Here is a 19,087-nt window from a genome sequence, read left to right as displayed (position 1 = left end):
CCTTGTTATTAGTTTTCAAGAAATACTATCAAAAGAAATTACCAAGACATTTTATTAAGACACTGTCATATTAAAGGACATTTATTACATGGGCGCCTATCTTCTCGAATGGTTGAGTTTATTTTTTCGCTGGTTTCATGTTATCGCTGGGGTAGCATGGATTGGTGCATCGTTTTATTTTGTGTGGCTAGATCTAAGCCTACGCAAGCCGCCACAGTGGAAAACAGACAAAGGCATTTCGGGTGATCTTTGGGCCGTCCATGGCGGCGGGTTTTATGAAATTGCCAAATACAAACTCGAACCAGAGGAGATGCCAAAGACGCTACATTGGTTTAAGTGGGAAGCTTATACCACTTGGCTAACAGGTGCGGCGATGATGTCTATCGTCTATTATGCCAATGCAACTGCCTACCTAATTGACCCAAGCAAAGTGCCTTTTACCAGTATCGGTGCCATTGCCACTAGCTTGCTTTTCTTGTTTGGTAGTTACTTCATTTACGAAGTTATCGTACGCAGTCATTTGGGTAAAAACGCGTTTATCTTTAGTACGCTGATTTTTATCTTGCTGGTCATCGCGAGCTGGGGCTCTTATCAGCTCTTTAGTGATCGCGCCTCATTTATACATATCGGTGCCATCTTGGGCACGGTGATGGTAGGTAACGTATTCTTCGGTATTATGCCGGCTCAGCGCGCACTCGTTGACTGTGTGCGGCGCGGCGAAAAGCCTGGTAAAGAAGTGGCTGAATTGGCATTACAAGCCAAAAATCGCTCACTGATGAATAACTACTTTACCCTACCGCTCATCTTTACCATGATCAGCAACCATTACCCAATGATGTATGCTCATGAGAAAGGTTGGTTGGTATTGGTCTTCGTCGGTATCATTACCGCGACTGCGCGTCATTACTTTAACCAAAAGCACTTAGGTCATAAAAAACCTCGTTACTTGGTTATTCCAGCCGTATTAACCGTATTATTAATTATTTGGATGCGACCTGAACCAATTGAGCCAGCGCCTGCAATGCCTGCTACTGCCTCAGTAGCACCTACAACGACTGATGGCACGTCGCCAGCTACAAGCGCGATTACTGATACAAACACTGATACCACTAATGCCGCCATGGCTGCCGAAGCCGTACCCGTGAGCGCATCAGCAGATGACGCCATGATGGATGTTGTGCATACACGCTGTAGCACCTGTCATGCGGTGCAGCCAACACAGCAAGGCTTTGCCGCACCGCCAGCAGGAATCATTTTGCAGACACCAGAAGACTTAAAAATCCATAAAGCTAAGATTGTTACCGCAGTACAGACTGGCTATATGCCGCTTGGTAATATTACTCAGCTGACGGATGCCGAGCGCCAACAGCTCGTAGCCTATGCATCATCACTTTAATTTTTGATAAAAAATAACTGTCCTTTACGAGCAATATTTTAATAAATATTTAAGGCTCTAAGCGATATAGGAATATAGATAATGAGCAAAAAAATTACCAGTGACTTTGATCTGAGCACATATCCTCGCGACTTAAAAGGCTATGCTGGCAATCCACCAAAAGCGAACTGGCCAGGTGGCGCAAAAATCGCCGTACAGTTTGTATTAAACATCGAAGAAGGTGCAGAAAATAGCGTCATCCATGGGGATGGTCAATCAGAGCGTTTTTTGTCTGATATTTTAGGCACACCAGAATTTAACAACCGTCACCAGTCTATTGAATCTGCTTTTGAGTACGGTAGCCGTGTCGGTGTGTGGCGTGTATTAGATGTATTCAAAGAATTTGGCGTGCCAATCACCACGTTTACCTGTGCCGCCGCTGCTGAAAAGACCCCGCATATTATCGAGCGTGTATTAGAAGACGGTCATGAGATTGCCAGTCATGGTCTACGCTGGATCACTTATCAGGATATGTACCGTGAGACGGAACGTGAGCACATTCGCTGTGCCACCCAGATATTTAAACGTATGCTAGGCGGACAACCTCTCGGCTGGTATACAGGACGCGATAGTCCAAATACTCGTGAACTGGTCGCTGAACAAGGCGGCTATATCTATGACTCTGACTCGTACGGTGATGAGTTACCGTATTGGCTCAATGTAAAGGTCCAAGACGGCAATCTGATTACGCGCAAACCGCACTTGGTCATACCTTATAGCCTCGAGACCAATGACATGCGTTTTTCTTCTAGCCCAGGATTCACCCACACTGAACCATTTTATCAATATCTCAAAGACAGCTTTGACACCTTATACGAAGAAGGCGCACACACTCCTAAAATGCTAACCATTGGGCTGCATTGCCGCATTATTGGGCGTGCAGGACGCATCAAAGCGCTAAAGCAGTTTTTGCAATATATCACCAATAAGCCCGACGTATGGATATGCCGCCGTGATGATATCGCCAAGCACTGGTACGAAAACCATCCTGCTACGTCAGACAACACTGCCAACTGGATGTAAGCTTAGGCTATCGTCCTAGTACTCATTCTACTTAGCTGAGCGAATGCGAATTGTCATAGATTAATATATAAAATAAGCCATACGTTATTAATAAACACCATTATTAAAAAAGGAATCATTGTGAGTCAAAACACTTCAGAAGTTGGACAAATTATCTCCGCAAATAATCTACCTGATACCCTGCCAGCGTTTACCAAGAAATCAAACGTCGCTGACAGTCGCTTGGGGGCAAAATCACTATTCGCTACCGACGATTTCTTTGCGGATAAAAGCCGTATTCTAAATCCTGATGCACCTATATTTGTCGTGGGTAAGTTCGATGACAACGGTAAGTGGATGGACGGCTGGGAGACGCGTCGCAAGCGCCACTTGGGTTACGATTATTTAGTTATCCAGCTTGCTCGCCCAACCAAAATAGCTGGTTTAGACATTGATACCAGTCACTTTACAGGTAACTTCCCATCTTCGGCCAGTGTCGATGCCTTGTACGCGCCCGAGCTGCTGCAGCAAGATGACACTGAGCTTGCCAGTCTAAGCAAAGAAGACTGGGATGGTAAAAACTGGCAGGCGCTAGTAGGTATGACCCCGCTTCAAGGTCACAACCATGAGCTTGTCGAGATTCATCATGGGCAAACCGTGACCCATATTCGTTTGAACATTTATCCAGATGGCGGCGTTGCCCGACTACGCGTCTATGGTGATATTCAACTTGATGCGAGCCTCAACACTCAAGGCGAGATGCTTGACTTGGCAGGCGCGTTAAATGGTGGTCGTGCCATTGCCAGTAACGATGCGCACTTTGGTGCGGCTAGTAACTTACTTCTACCAACTAAAGCGCCTAATATGGGTGATGGTTGGGAGACTCGTCGTCGCCGTGAGCCAGGCAATGACTGGTGCATCATCGCGCTAGGTCAAGCAGGTATCGTTGATTCCATCGAGATAGATACGGCCCACTTTAAAGGTAATTATCCTGACAAAGTCTCGATCCAAGCCGTCTACTCACCAAATACACCAGAGCAAACTTTAGTGACTCAGAGTATGTTTTGGGAGACCTTGCTTGAGCCGCAAAAAACCAATGCTGACGACGTTCATCACTTTGGTAAAGACAAGCTTCAACTTGATAAACCCATTACGCATATTCGAGTCAATATCTTTCCAGATGGTGGTATCAGCCGTGTACGCGTGTATGGCAAAATTGCTGAGGCTAATACTGACACTGGTACTGATATTGATAGTAAAGAGGCAAGATAATGAGTGTCACTCTATCGGCTAAGTCTTTGACTAAGGCAAACTTTGCCCCTTACGGCTCGGTTATCGAGCGCTATAGTAATAATGAGCAAACCGCTGACAATACTTATGAGATTAATAACGGCTATGCGGTTCGTCATCATGCACTTGCCGAAAGTAAGCTAGACGGTGGCTCAGTTGGTATAAGTATTTTTCGGGCCAAAAAACGTGAGAGCCCGATTGCACTCTCAGTCATGGAATACCATCCGCTTGGGACGCAGGCGTTTGTATCTATGGAAGGCCAAGACTATATCGTCGTGGTTGCTAAAGCTGGTGTGCCGCCGCAGTCGCCTGATGACCTAGCAGTGTTTTATGCGAAATCTCACCAAGGTGTACAGTACGATGCTAATGTCTGGCATCACCCTCTACTCGCGCTTGGACGTGACAGTGATTTCCTAGTTATTGATCGTATCAATGGCGAGGGTAATAACTGTCATGAGATTGATATCACGGATTGGCATGTGTCTATTGAGTTAAAAGGCGAATGCAGTTAACTGAATAAAAAATAGTCGCATCCAACAAGTACAAACTTAACGCCAGCTAATATCTATTAGCTGGCTTTTTTATGTTCATTGAGTTGTTAAATCATAGGCTATCAATTGATTAAATTCCGTCAGACGACCCAATTTGGGGCACATGGATATCCATTTTGGTGCTTTTATGGCGCATCTGATCCTTCGAAAAACATTGTTTGTCACATATATCTAAATGTACGGAAATTGGCTCTCTCATTTGAGAATAGTTAAGGACTATTTTGCTTATTTCTACCCTTATTAGTGGCTAATAAGACTAAAAGTTAGGCGACTCTGTAGAAGACAGCCTTCTAGGGCATTTATGGCACGGTTATTGAATGCTCTTTAGTAGTAAGCATTTAAGCGCTATCAACCAACCGTTGTCTAACGAGCATTGGATTAATAGTTTGTTTACTAGCAGATAATAACGATGTAGTTTTGGGGCAATCAATAATCAATTGTATATAAAGGGGTCATATTTTGCGTTTTGATTTATTAACGAGCTTATCCTGTCATACCAATTCATCTAGCCAAAAGCTAGCTTTACTCAAACCATTGTCGATGGCAGCTGTTGCTATCGCGGCTTTAGGTAGCATGTCGAACATCCATGCTAAGACCTTTTTTACTGATACGAGTGTCTCCGTACTTTACGGTAATGATTATGAACTCGTAGAAGATGGAGAGCTGACGACCGTTACATTAGAGCATGCTTCTGCGCATGACTGGGGCGGCGTGTTCTTCTTTGTCGATCGAAACCAAGGTGCCGATGACATTGAAAACAATAGATTTAGAGAAACTTATGGCGAGCTGTCTCCTACATTCAAAATAGCCACTTTCAACGACAGTTTTATCAAGCAGGTTAATTTAGCCGCTACGTATGAATTTGGTTCGAACAGCACTGGCTTTGACCAAGATAATTATCTGGTTGGTATTGGTGCAGATCTCAATGTGCCTATTCCAGGTACGACGTTTGCTTCCGCGACGCTATATCATGCGTTTAATGACAATACTGACGATGATCAGCAAATTACCTTAACCTATGGTTGGGAACGCAATAATTTTGTCGTGGATGGCTTTATTGATTATTCATTTAATAATGATGACATTGAAGATAATATTCATATTAATCCGCAAATTAAATACAACTTACAAGAAGTGCTCGGTATTGATAACCGATTAGAAGTCGGTATGGAATATAGTTATTGGAAGAATAAATACGGTGTTGATGGCGTGAATCAAAACTCCCCTAGTGCATTGGTAAAATTCCATTTTTAATGTCTAATAGAAACTCTCTTGGCAGTAATAAACCCTTGTTCCTACAATATAGGAACAAGGGTTTGTTGTTTATATCTGAAAGAAATCTCACTTGTTCCTGATTTAGGTACAGCGTTTATTTACACCTATAAAGTTGATTTACGATAGCGACTTACGCCGGCGATGACTGTCTGATCAATTACTCTGTCATCGCCTAGCATCATTAGTACAAACAACTGCTCTTCCAGTGTTTTGGTCTGCGCCATACGTCGCTCAAGCAATTCCGTTGCACCCATATCGATGATCACAAAATCCGCTTCTTTATTTGGCATAAAGTTACCGATTTTATCGTCCAATAATAGCGACTGGGCATTACCCAACGTAATTTGATATAGCCCTTGATGAGCGGATAGTTGATTGCTTTGTAGTTGTTGGATTTTATACGCTTCTGACAGAGTCGTCAGCATCGACAGACTTGTCCCTGCTCCAACGTCAGTGGCGATACTGACACCGGTATAACTTAACGTCTTGGGCAAATCGAATAGTCCACTTCCCAGAAACAGATTGGACGTCGGACAGTGTGATATCTGCGTACCAGTCGCACGCAGACGCTCATACTCAGATATTTCAAGGTGAATACCATGTGCCAAGGTGGTGCGTCGACCCAGTAACCCCATCGTATCATAGACATCGAGATAGCCTTTATGATTGGGATACAATTGTTTCACAAAGGCAATCTCATCATGATTTTCTGCCAAATGCGTCTGCAGATAAACACTCTCGTAACTGGCATACAGCTCACCTGCCATTTGTAGTTGCTTGGGTGTCGAAGTAATAGCAAAGCGCGGGGTAATCGCCACATGCTGACGGCCGCGCTCATGCCAGTTATCAATGATGTTTTGGGTATCTCGAATGCCCTGCTCAGCAAGCACACACAAATTATCAGGCGCATTTTGATCCATCAAGACATTACCCGTGATCATGCGGGTGTTGAGCTTGTGACTTTCCGTAAAAAATGCGTTCACTGATTCAGGGTGACTGGTAGAAAATACCATGGCACTCGTCGTACCATTGGCCAGCAGCTGATTTAAAAAGAACTGCGCTGTGTCATGTGCTACTTTTGGATCGCCAAAATTGGCCTCGGTGACGAAAGTATAATGATTAAGCCAATCAAGTAATTGCTCACCGTAAGCAGCAATCATATCTATTTGCGGATAATGCACATGGGTATCAATAAAGCCTGGCATGATAAGCTTATCACTATAGTCATGCACCTTGACTACTAACTGTCCTGCTTGCTCAGAGGTATTAGTATATTTCGCTGATATTATCTCGTTATGCCCATACTCTACAATGCACCCTGTCACATCATCTACAACAAGCGCACCATCAGCGATATATTCAGGATAAACCTGTATACCTTCAATCACTGGTAGCAACGTAATGTCTCGTTCCACAGCTAATGTCTGTGAATGATTAGAAGTTGTACGCTCAGTACGATCGCTTTCGGTCAAATAGTGCAGCAGTCGAGCTTGATAAATATGTAGGGTCATTCGTAGATCTCACAATGGCTGGGTAATGCTGAGCGTTTTGATAAATAGTACTGAGCGTTTTAATGTTTTAATGTTTTGATAAAAAGTATAAAAGTTATATGGAGTGAACCGTTCAAGAAATAGCTTGATGATACTGCTGCAGGAGCTGTGCCACGATAGAAACCGCCACCGCCATCGGCTCTTTTCCGCCAATTTGCAATCCAATTGGCATGACCAACTGATTGACCAGTTGCTCACTGTAGCCACGCTGCATCAAGCGATCTTTAAAACGCTTGGCTTTGGTTGCCGATGCAATGCAACCTATGTAAGGTGCTGAAATATCTGAGCGTTTATCATGAGGTGAGCTAGTATCAGAAATAGTATCTAATGCTGCCCGCACTAGCTCAAAGTCAACACTATGGTCATGAGTCATAACCAGAATAAAACGCTGACCACCCTGTTCGATAAATGGGCGTACAAAATCTACAGGCTCATCATCGATATGCGGACGGATATGCGCTGGTAAGTTATAAAGTGTGGATGGATTAGTAGTAGATTCATCAACTAAGTACCGCTTAAACATCTCTGGGCGACTGTCCACCCAATCTACCTGACAAGGTAGCTCAGCGAGGATGGTCATTAGCGCTGATGCTACATGTCCTGCACCAAACACTAGTACTGACATCGGTGGCGTCACGTTAAAGCATTCGAACATAACGGTGACGCTACCACCGCAACACTGTGCCAACTTTGCACCTAGCGGGTAGTGCTTGGTGTAGACAGCATCACGGCGCACCGCTTTAGAAGGTACTGATGCGCTTTCACTGTCAGTTTCAGCAACTTTTGGTTTGACTTCTTTTGATACCGTTGCCGCCATTTCACCATTCAATAGCTGCCGTGCCGTATTGACAACGTCATGCTCTAGACCTCCGCCGCCTAGCGTATCCACGATACTATCTTGCGTGACAATCATTTTTGCCTGTAGCGCTCGAGGAGCAGATCCATTCACAGCCACGACTGTCGCTAACACATGAGCGATGCCGCGCTGCTGATATCGCGCTAGACCTTCATACCAGACGACTGGCGGTGCTAGCGACTCATTCACTGTGTGCAGGACCTCTTGCCCCTGCTACATTTGGATGCTCTATCGCATTAGGCTGGTCATCAGTTTGTTTGCCTTCGACTTCTTTTGGATCAATGTCTTTGGCATGACGTACGTCTTGTGGCATTGCTTTTTCATTGTAAAGGTCACTGTTCTCTTCTGCGCCTTTTACTAAACTATCAACCGTATCTGTATCTGCTTTAGTTGTTAAATCCCACGACGTGCCTTGCATGCGCATCACTGCTTTTAAGACCGCTTCTGGCGTCGCAGGCATGGTCAGCTCTGGATTCTTTTTATAATCACTAAGGCTAGCCACTGCATTATTAAGGGCACACCAAACACTGGCTGCCAACATAAACGGCGGCTCGCCAACGGCTTTAGAGTTATAAATAGTTTGTTCTTCATTTTTGCGATCGTACAGTTTGACATTCCACTGCTTAGGCAAGTCATGCGCGGTTGGGATTTTATAATTAGCAGGACTATCAGATGCGAGCTTTCCTTTATCATTCCAGATTAGCTCTTCTGCCGTGAGCCAACCCATACCTTGCACAAAACCACCTTCAATCTGCCCAATATCAATGGCAGGGTTAATCGATTGTCCTGCATCATGCAGCACATCACAGCGCAGGACTTTGTACTCACCTGTCAACGTATCAATCTCCACCTCAGCGCAGGCAGCACCCAAGGCAAAGTAGAAGAACGGACGTCCCCATGCTTTAGAGCGATCATAAAATATCTTCGGCGTTTTGTAGTAGCCAGTAGACGATAGACTGATACGGTTCTGGTACGATAGTTGAATCATTTCAGCAAAAGTCAGTGTTTCTTTATCGCCGATATAGACATGGTTATTTTCAAAACGTATGTCTTCTTGCGCTACGTCGAAATGCTCAGCAGCAAATTCAAGTATACGCGCTTTGATATTTAAGCAAGCATTTTGTGCTGCCTTACCATTAATATCTGTACCTGATGACGCGGCAGTTGGTGAGGTATTAGGTACTTTGTCTGTACGTGTCGCTGATACTTTGACCGTGTCCAGATCAACGTCAAATTCATTGGCAACAATTTGGGCGATTTTGATATATAGCCCTTGCCCCATTTCCGTACCGCCGTGATTGAGGTGGATACTGCCATCAGTATAAATGTGTACCAATGCGCCTGCCTGATTAAGCGTCTGCACCGTAAATGAAATACCGAATTTTACTGGCGTTAAAGCAAGCCCTAAGCGTTTATCACTACCTTCAGCGGCAGCCTTTTGGTTTGCTTCTAGGATTTGTTGACGGCGATTGTCATAATCGCAATCGTCTGCCAACTTGGTCATGATGGTCGCTAAATCAAAATGCTCTATCGTCTGACCGTAATGGGTGCTTTGACCATCTTGATACAAGTTTGCCAAACGCACTTGCAATGGATCTTGCCCCAGCGTATAGGCAATATGATCCATCATATATTCAGCAGTCATCAGACCTTGCGGACCACCAAATCCTCGATAGGCAGTATTAGATACCGTATGTGTCTTACAGCGATGACCTGCCACATGAGCAGCTGGATAATAGTAGGCATTATCACAATGGAACATCGCTCTATCGACAATAGCATCAGACAAATCTGGCGCATAGCCACACAAGCCAGCCAGTTGCATATCGACGCCTAATATACGGCCAGACTCGTCTAAACCAACCTCATAACGGTTGGCAAACTCATGACGCTTACCCGTCACCACCATGTCATCTTGGCGATCTAGACGCATACTGACAGGGACATTATGGCGTTTGGCGATGATACCGCATAGACACGCCCAAGCAGCGGCTTGCGTTTCTTTACCACCGAAACCGCCACCCATACGGCGTACGACTGTGTTTACCGCATGAAATGGCAAGTCCGTCACTTCGGCGACCAACTGCTGTACTTCGCTTGGATGCTGTGACGACGTATACACTTCTAGCCCGCCATCGTCACAAGGTACGACATAAGACACTTGGCCTTCGAGATAAAAGTGCTCTTGCCCGCGCATATGAATATGACCTTCAATGCGAATCGGTGCGTTCTCAAGTGCAGTCGCCGCGTCACCACGCTTCATAAAGTGACTCGGACGTACAAAGAACTCTTGCTCTAACGCTTTATCAATACTAAGTACTGCTGGCAATGGCTCATACTCCACCACTGCCTTGGTAGCCGCTTTTTTGGCAGCGCGATGACTGCTCGCTACTACTACAAATAACGTCTGACCCACATACTCTGTGATGTCATCCACCATCAGTGGCTCACCGTCGAACACCGCACCGATATCCGTCTGCGCAGGCAAATCTTTAAAACTTAAGACATCTACCACCCCATCCGCATCTCTAACAGCGCTTAAATCCATACTCAGTACACGTGCATGAGCATGGCTGCTTTTACCTACTGCCAGATGTAGCGTGCCTTGCGGTTTTGCAATATCATCCACATAAGTCGCCGTCCCCATGACATGACTAATCGCACTATCATGCTTAGCCGAGGTACCAATTTTATTTTTTGGCGGACGCACGCGGCGGATACTATAACTGTCAAATAAGGACGAATGATGGCTCATGGCGGATCTCTTCTATTAGGACGCTTTGATTAATGCTCTGTTATTCTTGGCAAATATAACGATAAGGCGGTATTAGCAAACAACAATTCTGCTAGTTAAGCAGTCTCAGTCTGTCTACCTGCTACCAACTGCTTACCGCACTTCACCAGCAGACGCTGTACCACATGTGAGCGATATTCACGGCTGGCTCTGACATCAGTCATAGGCGTAACGTCTGCAGACAAGACTTGTGCTGCTTGCTCAAAACTTGCAACTTCAGCCGCTTGCCCAATGAGCGCTTGCTGACAGGTTGTGGCTAATAACGGTATGGCAGCCATGCCACCAAGTCCAAGCTTTGCATTCTCTATCGTCATGCCATCTGCTGATACATCGATTCGCGCAGCCAATAGACACGCTGAAATATCATCCTCATAACGTTTGCTAATTTTATGAATAAATAAGTACTGATTGTCATGCATCAGAGGAATATGGATAGCGACTACGTAACTGCCTGCTTGCAGTTTGGTCTTTTTATAATCTAAGAAAAATTCTGATAAAGGTATGATCTCATCCGTATAAATAGCGTCGCTATTATCTAAACCGTTACCTGATTCTTTACGATTAGGCGCGCAATGACGCAGATGAATTGACGCATCTAACGCTAATAAAATCGGTGGTAAATCACCAATTGGAGAAGCGTTGGCTATATTGCCGCCGATGGTGCCCATATTACGGATTTGCGGAGAGGCAATGCGTTCAAATACTTGCGCAAAGCTTGGAAAATACTGCTCAAGCACAGGCAACATCTGTTGATAGCTCATGCCAGCGCCCAGTACTAATGATTGGTTAGAAGCTTGCTCGTTATCCGACTCTTCATTGCTTGAGTCAGACTTTGCGTCAAATAATGACCATGACTTTAATGCCTCAACACCTGAAAGCTGGATAATGACCTCGTGATCAACCAAATGCTGGGTTACGCTCAACCCCAAATCCGTACCGCCTGCCCAAATCGTAGCTTGTGGATTGGTAGCTAATACCTGATTAAGCTCCTCTAGTGTCTTGGGCATATATAAATGTCGCCCAGCATCATTCAGTGCAGGGGCAATACCATGTGGCTCTTGATTTTTTTGTTCGGCTGGCACGTTTTCAAGGACTACTGCTGACTCCTTTGTACTGCCCATCGCATCTGTCGCTAGACTGATAGTCAGGTCTTTCACAGCCGACTGTTCTGCTTCTCTCTGCTGACCGATATCACTCATCAGTAGGCCCGCCTCGATAATCGGTCGATAACCTGTACAGCGACATAGGTTGCCAGAGATTGAAGCAACCACTTCATCATAGCTTAGTTGCTTGGCATCGTTCTGACTTGCTGTCTCTTGACTTGTCTGCATACGATTGTTTTCGTAAACACAAGCCAGCGACATCACAAACCCAGGTGTACAAAAACCGCACTGCGATCCGTGACATTCAACCATCGCTTGCTGCGCTGGATGCAGTAGAGCACGTTCTGGATGATGCTCAGGATTATCTGCCAAATAAGAAGCCGTCATCAGATGATGACCATCCATAAGCGACACTAGCGTAATGCAAGAGTTAATCGTATAGAACGGTGGTGTAGCATTTTTTTCGTCGCCATTTTCATCATTAAGCACTTGCTGGCTAGCGTTAGGCAGGCGCTGAACCATCACAGTACAGGCACCGCAATCACCACTACCACAGCCTTCCTTCGTATCCGTTTGGCCTTCATGCAATCGTAGATACTCAAGCACCGTCGTATTAGGGTTAAGCTGGGTTAGCTCGTGGCGTTTCCCATTTAAGTAAAAACTAATCATAGCAAGACTCGGCTAAAATAAAATAATGAAGATAAGCATAAGGCTTAAGGCTTAAGGAATTTAACGGCTTAAATGCTGAACGTAAGCACTTGGTTTACATCATGCTGCAACCGTTCAAGTACGGTTATTCTGTTTTATTCGCTAATATATTCTTAAGAGATAGAAAAAATCAGCACAGCGCACTTTTCTATATTAGGTAAGCTGGTTGCAAATATCAGCATTCATCGAACAATTTTGTTAGAAAACTCGTACTGTAGGATACTTGACTATTTGGTCAGCTTTCAACATATTATCACTATTCTTATTTATAACACAACCCGTTAAAATGCCTATAGATACTATCGAATAGTTGGCAAATAATTGATGAACACCTCAAATCTAAAGGAATATCTATACGGTTTGTAGATTTTATTCGTTGCTCAGCTACTTAATACCAGACCTTATTTTTATAAATAGCTTTAATTTTATACATGACAAATCAAACGAAATGTTAGATAAGCTATACTATAAACGGCGAGATAGCATACTTAAAAACAGTACCGAATACATATATCGCCTTTAAACTGCTATGAACAGCTGATTTTTATATATAATGTCTGCAAATAAGCCTGACTCTTCACTGTTGTGACTTCTAATGATAAGTAATCGTGACATATCGTTGGGCTAAAATCGTTTTTGAGATATTACTATGAAGTCATTCGCCTTTACCTGTTTGCTAGTGGCAACGATGCTGGTAGGAGGTTGTCAGTCGTTTCAATTCGTTGACAGTCCTATCCCCGTGAAGCCCGCCCCTACTAAGCTTGTTGCTCCATAAAAAGCCTAGCGCTTAATAGCACTGATCGCTCAATAAAAATTGGCACAAAAAAAAGCAGACATCGATAATGTCTGCTTTTTTATTTTATTGCTCTGTCGGTTCTAGCTATTTTTAAGGTTTAGTATCAGCTGGTTGATGCTTAATAATCGTTTTGGCCAGATGATCACCAAACCAAATAGCAGTATCAATATCCCCTGAACCTGGTGTCTCTTCAGGTGGCCCATCAAGCGACTGGGTCATTAGTCCCAAGAAGCTAGACAGACGGTTTAAGTCATGAACCTCATGACCTGTCGGCATCAATGGCAGACCAATCCAGTTCATACCATGTTGCATGGCATATAGAGAAATCTGCTGCAATACAGCAAGTTTATCACCGCTCAGGCCGCCCGAATTGGCAAACGCTGCTGCCCATTTACCCTCCCATTTGCGATGATACCAACGCTTAGATGTCTCATCCATAAAGGTCTTAAACTCAGCCGTCACGCTACCCATATACACTGCACTACCAAAAACCAGCAAATCTGCCTGATCTAAGTAGTCCCAATCAACATCATAAACATCGACAGCTTTTGCTTGCGCTTCTGGCAGTTGCTGATGCGCACCTTGTACTATCGCCTCAGCGACACGCTTGGTATGACCATAATTACTATGGAAAATAACGGCGATTGAGACATTAGGCGCGTTATCAGTAGATGTAGAGGTGTTAGACGATTTAGCAGGTGTATTCATACGTACTCTAATAATAAATAATTGGTTGAATAATGAAGCTTATAAAATATTGGATACTTAGCCACAGTCGATAGCTAGTGGCCTTATTTTCACTGATAAGTACTTATCGATAGCTCAAACTTTCGAACTATCAGGCGATATAACAGAATCAAGCAATGCTTCTTTGAGTCAATTTAACTGGCAGAAATATCAATGGTGATGGAGCAATCGCATAGTCTTTATACGGCAGCGTATACATACCAGTATATATGCGACGACCTTCATTGAATTCAAGCCTATTGTATCAGACGTATTTTCGTTTTTAAGTTATTTATTAAAGACTGACTAATCAGATCATATATACTTTTAATATATTTTGTATAAATGGGTAAGTCGCATTGACTGATAATGTGACACAAACAACTTCCTAATAACTGATAAACCTATGATTATCAGCACTATAGGAAACTATTAATATCAAATAATATATACAGCAATTTATTTATTCCATATCCTCATATACTAATTCTATTTTTTCTAATCTCTCCGTATTTACATTAATGACAATAGGATTATGATGTAACGCTTCTTACTGCTAAACCAAATTAACAGAAATACAGTTTCCAATTCTGCAAACCTGCGTAACTATACTCATATAAATTCTTATAAAAATGATATCTGATAACATCCTCGGATAAGGAAGCTATTACCTTGACTACTCTCGTTCAACCTGTAAATGATACGAAAGATCCTATCATTAGAGATGATCTGGCCCTAAATGCACCGCAAAAACCCTTGATTATGGGTGGTGGCATCGTAGGATTGATGGTGCTTGCGTATCTATTAGCCACTCAACATATTTCTCAATCATTGCTACTTGGCATAGGTCTTTTGTTAGGCTATACCCTTTTTCATGCCCGCTTTGGCTTTACCTCTGCTTTTAGACGTATGATGGCAGTGGGCAACGGTCAGGCGATGCGCTCACACATGCTAATGTTGGCAGTTGCTGTCACGCTATTTGCGCCAATCCTTGCTTATGGCACGACGCTATTTGGCGGTCCTGTCGCAGGTTATGTCGCGCCATTAGGGGTCAGTCTAGTCGTAGGCGCATTTGTATTTGGTATCGGCATGCAGCTTGGTGGCGGCTGTGCCTCTGGTACGCTCTATGCGGTAGGCGGTGGACGCTCTGTTATGTTCATCACCTTTATTTTCTTCATAGTGGGCGCCACGATTGGTGCTTATCATTTGCCATTCTGGACAGAAGAGATGCCCGCTTATGCACCTTTCTCTTTAGCAACCTCTACAGGTCTTGGCTATACAGGGGCATGGCTGGTGTCGCTAGCCATATTCGGCATTATCGCATGGGTAACATTAGTCGTTGAGAAAAAAAGAAACGCACCGAAGATGGCGCCCGTGCCTTCTGAGTCTGGCTGGAAACGAATCTTTCGTGGTTCTTGGCCGCTATTTGCTGCTGCAATCGTCTTAGCTTTACTTAACGGTCTGACATTACTTACACGTGGTCAACCGTGGGGCATTACGTCAGCATTTACATTGTGGGGCTCTAAAATTGCAAGCGGCTTTGGCATGGATGTGGCTAGCTGGGGCTATTGGCAAGGGGCTAATGCAGCAGCGCTTGAAGCTTCTATCTTTGCTGACTCAACCACTGTATTAAATATCGGCATTATCATTGGCGCGTTTATTGCCTCTGCTGCGGGTGGTTTGTTCAAGTTTACTAAAATTACTGCAGGTAACTTTGCAGCATCGGTCATTGGCGGATTGATGATGGGGTACGGTGCACGTCTCGCGTTCGGTTGTAATATTGGCGCTTACTTTGGTGGTATCGCTTCTTTTAGCTTACATGGCTATATCTGGGGCATATTGGCAATGGCAGGTACGTTCTTGGCACTGTATTTACGTCCTCTATTTGGCTTATCAGTACCAAAATCTAGCGACTCCGTTTGTTAATACAGATTTTGTATTAATACAGACCTTATGTTAATACGAATGTAGCACTCAAATAAAAAACAGCAGAATAATCTGCTGTTTTTTTATTGTTTATCACTTCCTTGCCACTACTCATTATTATATAGTCAAAGAAATCTAAAACAGCTACAAGGCAGCCGACCGTAGATTGTACATATAGTACATCTAGGGAGGGTAACACCGTAGCGGTTTAGTAGTTCGCTGACTATAAAGCTGCTAACGACGAACGATGACCAGTGCCATCCGACCTGTGGCAGCTTGCTGCATATGAGTCTGGCGGCGATACGAGTAATAGTGAGTATCTGCGTAACTACAGTCAACAGGTAAATCATTCACAACTGTAGCACCAGCAGCTTCTAACTGCATGGCAGCAAGCTTCGGTAAATCCAACTTTATTTTGTCATTATGAGACGATATAGAAAATAGCGAAACAAAGTTATCGATATGCGTCTCTGGCAACGTCTGATTGGCTATACACCCAGCCAATAGCTTATCACGAACGTCTGTATTTACTTCATAATTTTCCTGACTGATACACACTCCTATCCAAGCTTGTATAGGGCCTGAATCGGTAAAGCGGTTGACAGTCTCTTGTATCACACCACAGGCCAATCCTTGCCAGCCTGCATGAATCGCTGCGATTTTGCCACTGGTGGGCTGATATAAGACAATCGGTACACAGTCCGCCGTCATGATTGCCAGACCGCGACCACTTTGTTGACTGACCATCGCATCAGCAGACAGTGGCGCCATATCCAACATAGTAGCATCGACATCATGAATATGTTTACCATGAACCTGACTGACCCAATGTAAGCGATTAATAGCCGCATGCTGCTCATTTTGTGCAGACTTATCTGTCAGCTGCTCATTGATAGCAGCCAATAGATTCATGCGGTTATCTAATACTTGCAGTGCATTATCATTGACATGCAGACCTAAATTCAGCTCGCCGTAATTTGACTGGCCTTCACAACCTATACGCTGGTTTTTAGCAGCAGAGTCATCAATATTATCAAATGCAAAAGCAGCCGTCTGAAAAACGGTCACATTATCAATTTGCGCAATCATTGTCATCGGTAACGTGTTCGTCATGGCTGCTCGCTCTCACCTCTCATCTAGTAAACATTAGCGTTTACTCTTCATAATAACCGTCGCTGAGTACGGCCATCAGTTTTTGCATATCTTCAGGTAGCGGCGTCGTCACCTCAATGTCCTCACCTGTCGTCGGATGCACAAACCCTAGCGTATAGGCATGCAATGCTTGGCGCGGAAAATTATTAATAGCTTGGCGCTGAGCTTCTGTCAATCCAGAACGCAACTGACGACGGCCACCATAGACACGATCACCGACTAGTGGATAAGTAATGTGACTTAGATGCACACGAATTTGATGCGTACGTCCAGTCTCAAGCCCAACATCTAGTAGACAGTAGTTTTCGTTCAATGGCGTGACATTTAGCAAATGTGTTACCGCTTCGCGACCAGCAGTCATCACCGTCATCTTAGTACGCTGGTTGCGATGTCGACCAATCGGTGCATCGATACGACGATGGCGAGATAAGCTTGCTTGGTCCCCTGCTACCACACACTTATAGTGACGATAAACAGACTTGTCTTTTAACTGCTCCATTAGTGCCATCTGAGCAGGTTTGGTTTTGCCAATCAATAGCAATCCAGAGGTGTCTTTATCAATACGGTGCACGAGACCTGCACGCGGTAAATGATGCTGCTGAGGATAATGATATAGCAATGCATTGACCAAAGTGCCGTTTTGATTACCCGCGCCTGGGTGAACCACCATACCGACAGGCTTGTTGATTACCAATACGTCATCATCTTCATAGACAACATCGATATCTATGTCTTCTGGCTGGTCTTCGCCATGCTGCTGTAACGTCGTTGATAGATGCAATACGTCATCTGCTTTGACCCGGACTTTCGGTTTTTGAACACTGCCGTTATAGAGCAGACTGCCGTCAGTAATCCAGTTCTGAAGTTGTACACGCGAAAAGTCTGAAAACGCTTGTGAGGCGACCTTGTCAATACGTAGACCAGCTTGATCTTCTGTGACCACATGCGTCATATCTACAATCACTGGTACAGCTTGACCCGCTACTGGGGCTTCATCGTCGTCACCGTCCATGTCGCTGTCATCAATATCGTTATCATCAATGTCGCTATCGTTCAGATCATTACCATCATCGATGAGCATCTCTTCATTATCAAGCGCATCATCATGCACTTGATCACTCATCATTGGTTGATTATCAGGTAGCTCATTATTGTTCAAAACATCATTTGGCATTGGTGACTCTTGTGCTGATGAATCAGTATCTAGCGATTGATTCGGTGATAAATTGGTAGTCATGGCATCATTATTCATAGCGGATTGATACATGGCAAAGTCCCTGACAGTGTTTTGTGAGGTGACTTCGAAGATAGTATTATAAATAGCAGTATAAAAAATTGTCGTTTTTTGATTATCGTGTTTCGCCTATAAATAGCAGATAACAACCTTCAAGGTACAAAAAAGCGAAGACAATACCACTCTAGTGTATCATGTCGCACGCATAAGCCCTATAGAAGCTGCATGCTATCTGTGAATTTTTGAGCATACCTTTGGGCTGTAAGATGCATCGCTTAACTCTCTAGAACATGACATTGCTGTAATTTACTGTATATTTACTCATGCTAGCGACATTCGATATCGCTCGTGACAGCCGCTCATGTTAAACTGCCTATACAATATAGATGGCGAAAAAATAGACGTAGCAAATGTTATTCTATAAAGTATAGCCATGTTTTGCTGTATGCTATGGCACTGTATGCGAATGCCGTATTTAGATACAGTATGAAAATAGCATGGGGTTTTGTTGACTGTGTTTGCCATTTAAACCGTTTGATTATGGTTAAATGCATGTGGTCTATGACTGGCTTACTATACAAGCGCTATGTATCAAACCCAATCTATCAGTACAATACGTCATAACAAAAACTGCATTCGATAAAAAATTTTTGCTGGTGGATCGCTGACTATTTAGCGTCGTTTTTTAT

At 43.9% G+C, this 19,087-nt stretch carries 13 protein-coding genes; 6 read left to right on the top strand and 7 right to left on the bottom strand.

Features of this window, described 5'->3' with window-relative positions; genetic code table 11:
* Positions 1-88 precede the first annotated feature (88 nt).
* The 5 genes from SJY28_RS08850 to SJY28_RS08830 all read left to right on the top strand — a co-directional run bounded on the left by SJY28_RS08850 (position 89) and on the right by SJY28_RS08830 (position 5,532).
* Positions 89-1,396, top strand: coding sequence for a urate hydroxylase PuuD (locus SJY28_RS08850; protein WP_379544160.1), 1,308 nt, complete (start codon positions 89-91; stop codon positions 1,394-1,396).
* Between the two features lie 81 nt (positions 1,397-1,477).
* A complete protein-coding gene (gene puuE / locus SJY28_RS08845; RefSeq protein WP_379544159.1) occupies positions 1,478-2,458 on the top strand; it encodes an allantoinase PuuE in 981 nt (326 codons plus the stop codon).
* A gap of 120 nt (positions 2,459-2,578) precedes the next feature.
* Positions 2,579-3,709 (top strand): allantoicase, encoded by a 1,131-nt coding sequence (alc, locus tag SJY28_RS08840; protein ID WP_379544158.1) that lies wholly within the window; start codon positions 2,579-2,581, stop codon positions 3,707-3,709.
* The gene (locus SJY28_RS08835) at positions 3,709-4,239 is read left to right on the top strand and encodes an ureidoglycolate lyase (RefSeq protein WP_379544157.1); all 531 of its coding nucleotides are present in this window, start codon (positions 3,709-3,711) and stop codon (positions 4,237-4,239) included. Before alc ends, SJY28_RS08835 begins: the two co-directional genes overlap by 1 nt.
* 498 nt (positions 4,240-4,737) lie before the next feature.
* Positions 4,738-5,532, top strand: coding sequence for a DUF5020 family protein (locus SJY28_RS08830; protein WP_379544156.1), 795 nt, complete (start codon positions 4,738-4,740; stop codon positions 5,530-5,532).
* Between the two features lie 125 nt (positions 5,533-5,657).
* Here the strand turns inward: SJY28_RS08830 and guaD are convergent, their stop codons facing one another.
* From guaD to SJY28_RS08805, 5 genes are all read right to left on the bottom strand, one after another.
* Complete coding sequence (gene guaD / locus SJY28_RS08825; protein WP_379544155.1) at positions 5,658-7,064, bottom strand: guanine deaminase; 1,407 nt, start codon at positions 7,062-7,064, stop codon at positions 5,658-5,660.
* Between the two features lie 112 nt (positions 7,065-7,176).
* Positions 7,177-8,148 (bottom strand): XdhC family protein, encoded by a 972-nt coding sequence (locus SJY28_RS08820; protein WP_379544154.1) that lies wholly within the window; start codon positions 8,146-8,148, stop codon positions 7,177-7,179.
* On the bottom strand, positions 8,141-10,714 hold the full coding sequence (xdhB, locus tag SJY28_RS08815; protein ID WP_379544153.1) for a xanthine dehydrogenase molybdopterin binding subunit: 2,574 nt from the start codon (positions 10,712-10,714) through the stop codon (positions 8,141-8,143). The genes SJY28_RS08820 and xdhB overlap by 8 nt, the downstream gene beginning before the upstream one ends.
* A gap of 95 nt (positions 10,715-10,809) precedes the next feature.
* A complete protein-coding gene (locus tag SJY28_RS08810) occupies positions 10,810-12,525 on the bottom strand; it encodes a xanthine dehydrogenase small subunit (RefSeq protein WP_379544152.1) in 1,716 nt (571 codons plus the stop codon).
* A gap of 925 nt (positions 12,526-13,450) precedes the next feature.
* Positions 13,451-14,068, bottom strand: coding sequence for a flavodoxin family protein (locus SJY28_RS08805; RefSeq protein WP_379544151.1), 618 nt, complete (start codon positions 14,066-14,068; stop codon positions 13,451-13,453).
* Between the two features lie 690 nt (positions 14,069-14,758).
* On the opposite strand from SJY28_RS08805, the gene SJY28_RS08800 reads away from it, so the two are divergent.
* A complete protein-coding gene (locus SJY28_RS08800; protein WP_379544150.1) occupies positions 14,759-16,012 on the top strand; it encodes a YeeE/YedE family protein in 1,254 nt (417 codons plus the stop codon).
* Positions 16,013-16,246: 234 nt separating this feature from the next.
* Here the strand turns inward: SJY28_RS08800 and SJY28_RS08795 are convergent, their stop codons facing one another.
* Both SJY28_RS08795 and SJY28_RS08790 read right to left on the bottom strand, forming a co-directional pair.
* Positions 16,247-17,125, bottom strand: coding sequence for a polyphenol oxidase family protein (locus SJY28_RS08795; RefSeq protein ID WP_379544149.1), 879 nt, complete (start codon positions 17,123-17,125; stop codon positions 16,247-16,249).
* Positions 17,126-17,165: 40 nt separating this feature from the next.
* Positions 17,166-18,431, bottom strand: a complete 1,266-nt coding sequence (locus tag SJY28_RS08790; RefSeq protein WP_379544148.1) for an RluA family pseudouridine synthase — start codon at positions 18,429-18,431, stop codon at positions 17,166-17,168.
* Positions 18,432-19,087 lie beyond the last annotated feature (656 nt).

It is taken from the genome of Psychrobacter sp. R86515 (genome assembly GCF_042466315.1).
Lineage (GTDB): Bacteria > Pseudomonadota > Gammaproteobacteria > Pseudomonadales > Moraxellaceae > Psychrobacter.
The sequence above is the reverse complement of the archived record's forward strand: the minus strand, read 5'-3'. Positions and strand labels throughout refer to the sequence as shown.

Excerpts from the sequence above, each read along its gene's own strand:
- SJY28_RS08850 (WP_379544160.1), top strand. The coding sequence starts at position 89 with ATGGGCGCCTATCTTCTCGAATGGTTGAGTTTATTTTTTCGCTGGTTT.
- puuE (WP_379544159.1), top strand. The coding sequence starts at position 1,478 with ATGAGCAAAAAAATTACCAGTGACTTTGATCTGAGCACATATCCTCGC.
- SJY28_RS08835 (WP_379544157.1), top strand. The coding sequence starts at position 3,709 with ATGAGTGTCACTCTATCGGCTAAGTCTTTGACTAAGGCAAACTTTGCC.
- guaD (WP_379544155.1), bottom strand. The coding sequence starts at position 7,064 with ATGACCCTACATATTTATCAAGCTCGACTGCTGCACTATTTGACCGAA.
- xdhB (WP_379544153.1), bottom strand. The coding sequence starts at position 10,714 with ATGAGCCATCATTCGTCCTTATTTGACAGTTATAGTATCCGCCGCGTG.
- SJY28_RS08810 (WP_379544152.1), bottom strand. The coding sequence starts at position 12,525 with ATGATTAGTTTTTACTTAAATGGGAAACGCCACGAGCTAACCCAGCTT.
- SJY28_RS08805 (WP_379544151.1), bottom strand. The coding sequence starts at position 14,068 with ATGAATACACCTGCTAAATCGTCTAACACCTCTACATCTACTGATAAC.
- SJY28_RS08795 (WP_379544149.1), bottom strand. The coding sequence starts at position 17,125 with ATGACGAACACGTTACCGATGACAATGATTGCGCAAATTGATAATGTG.
- SJY28_RS08790 (WP_379544148.1), bottom strand. The coding sequence starts at position 18,431 with ATGTATCAATCCGCTATGAATAATGATGCCATGACTACCAATTTATCA.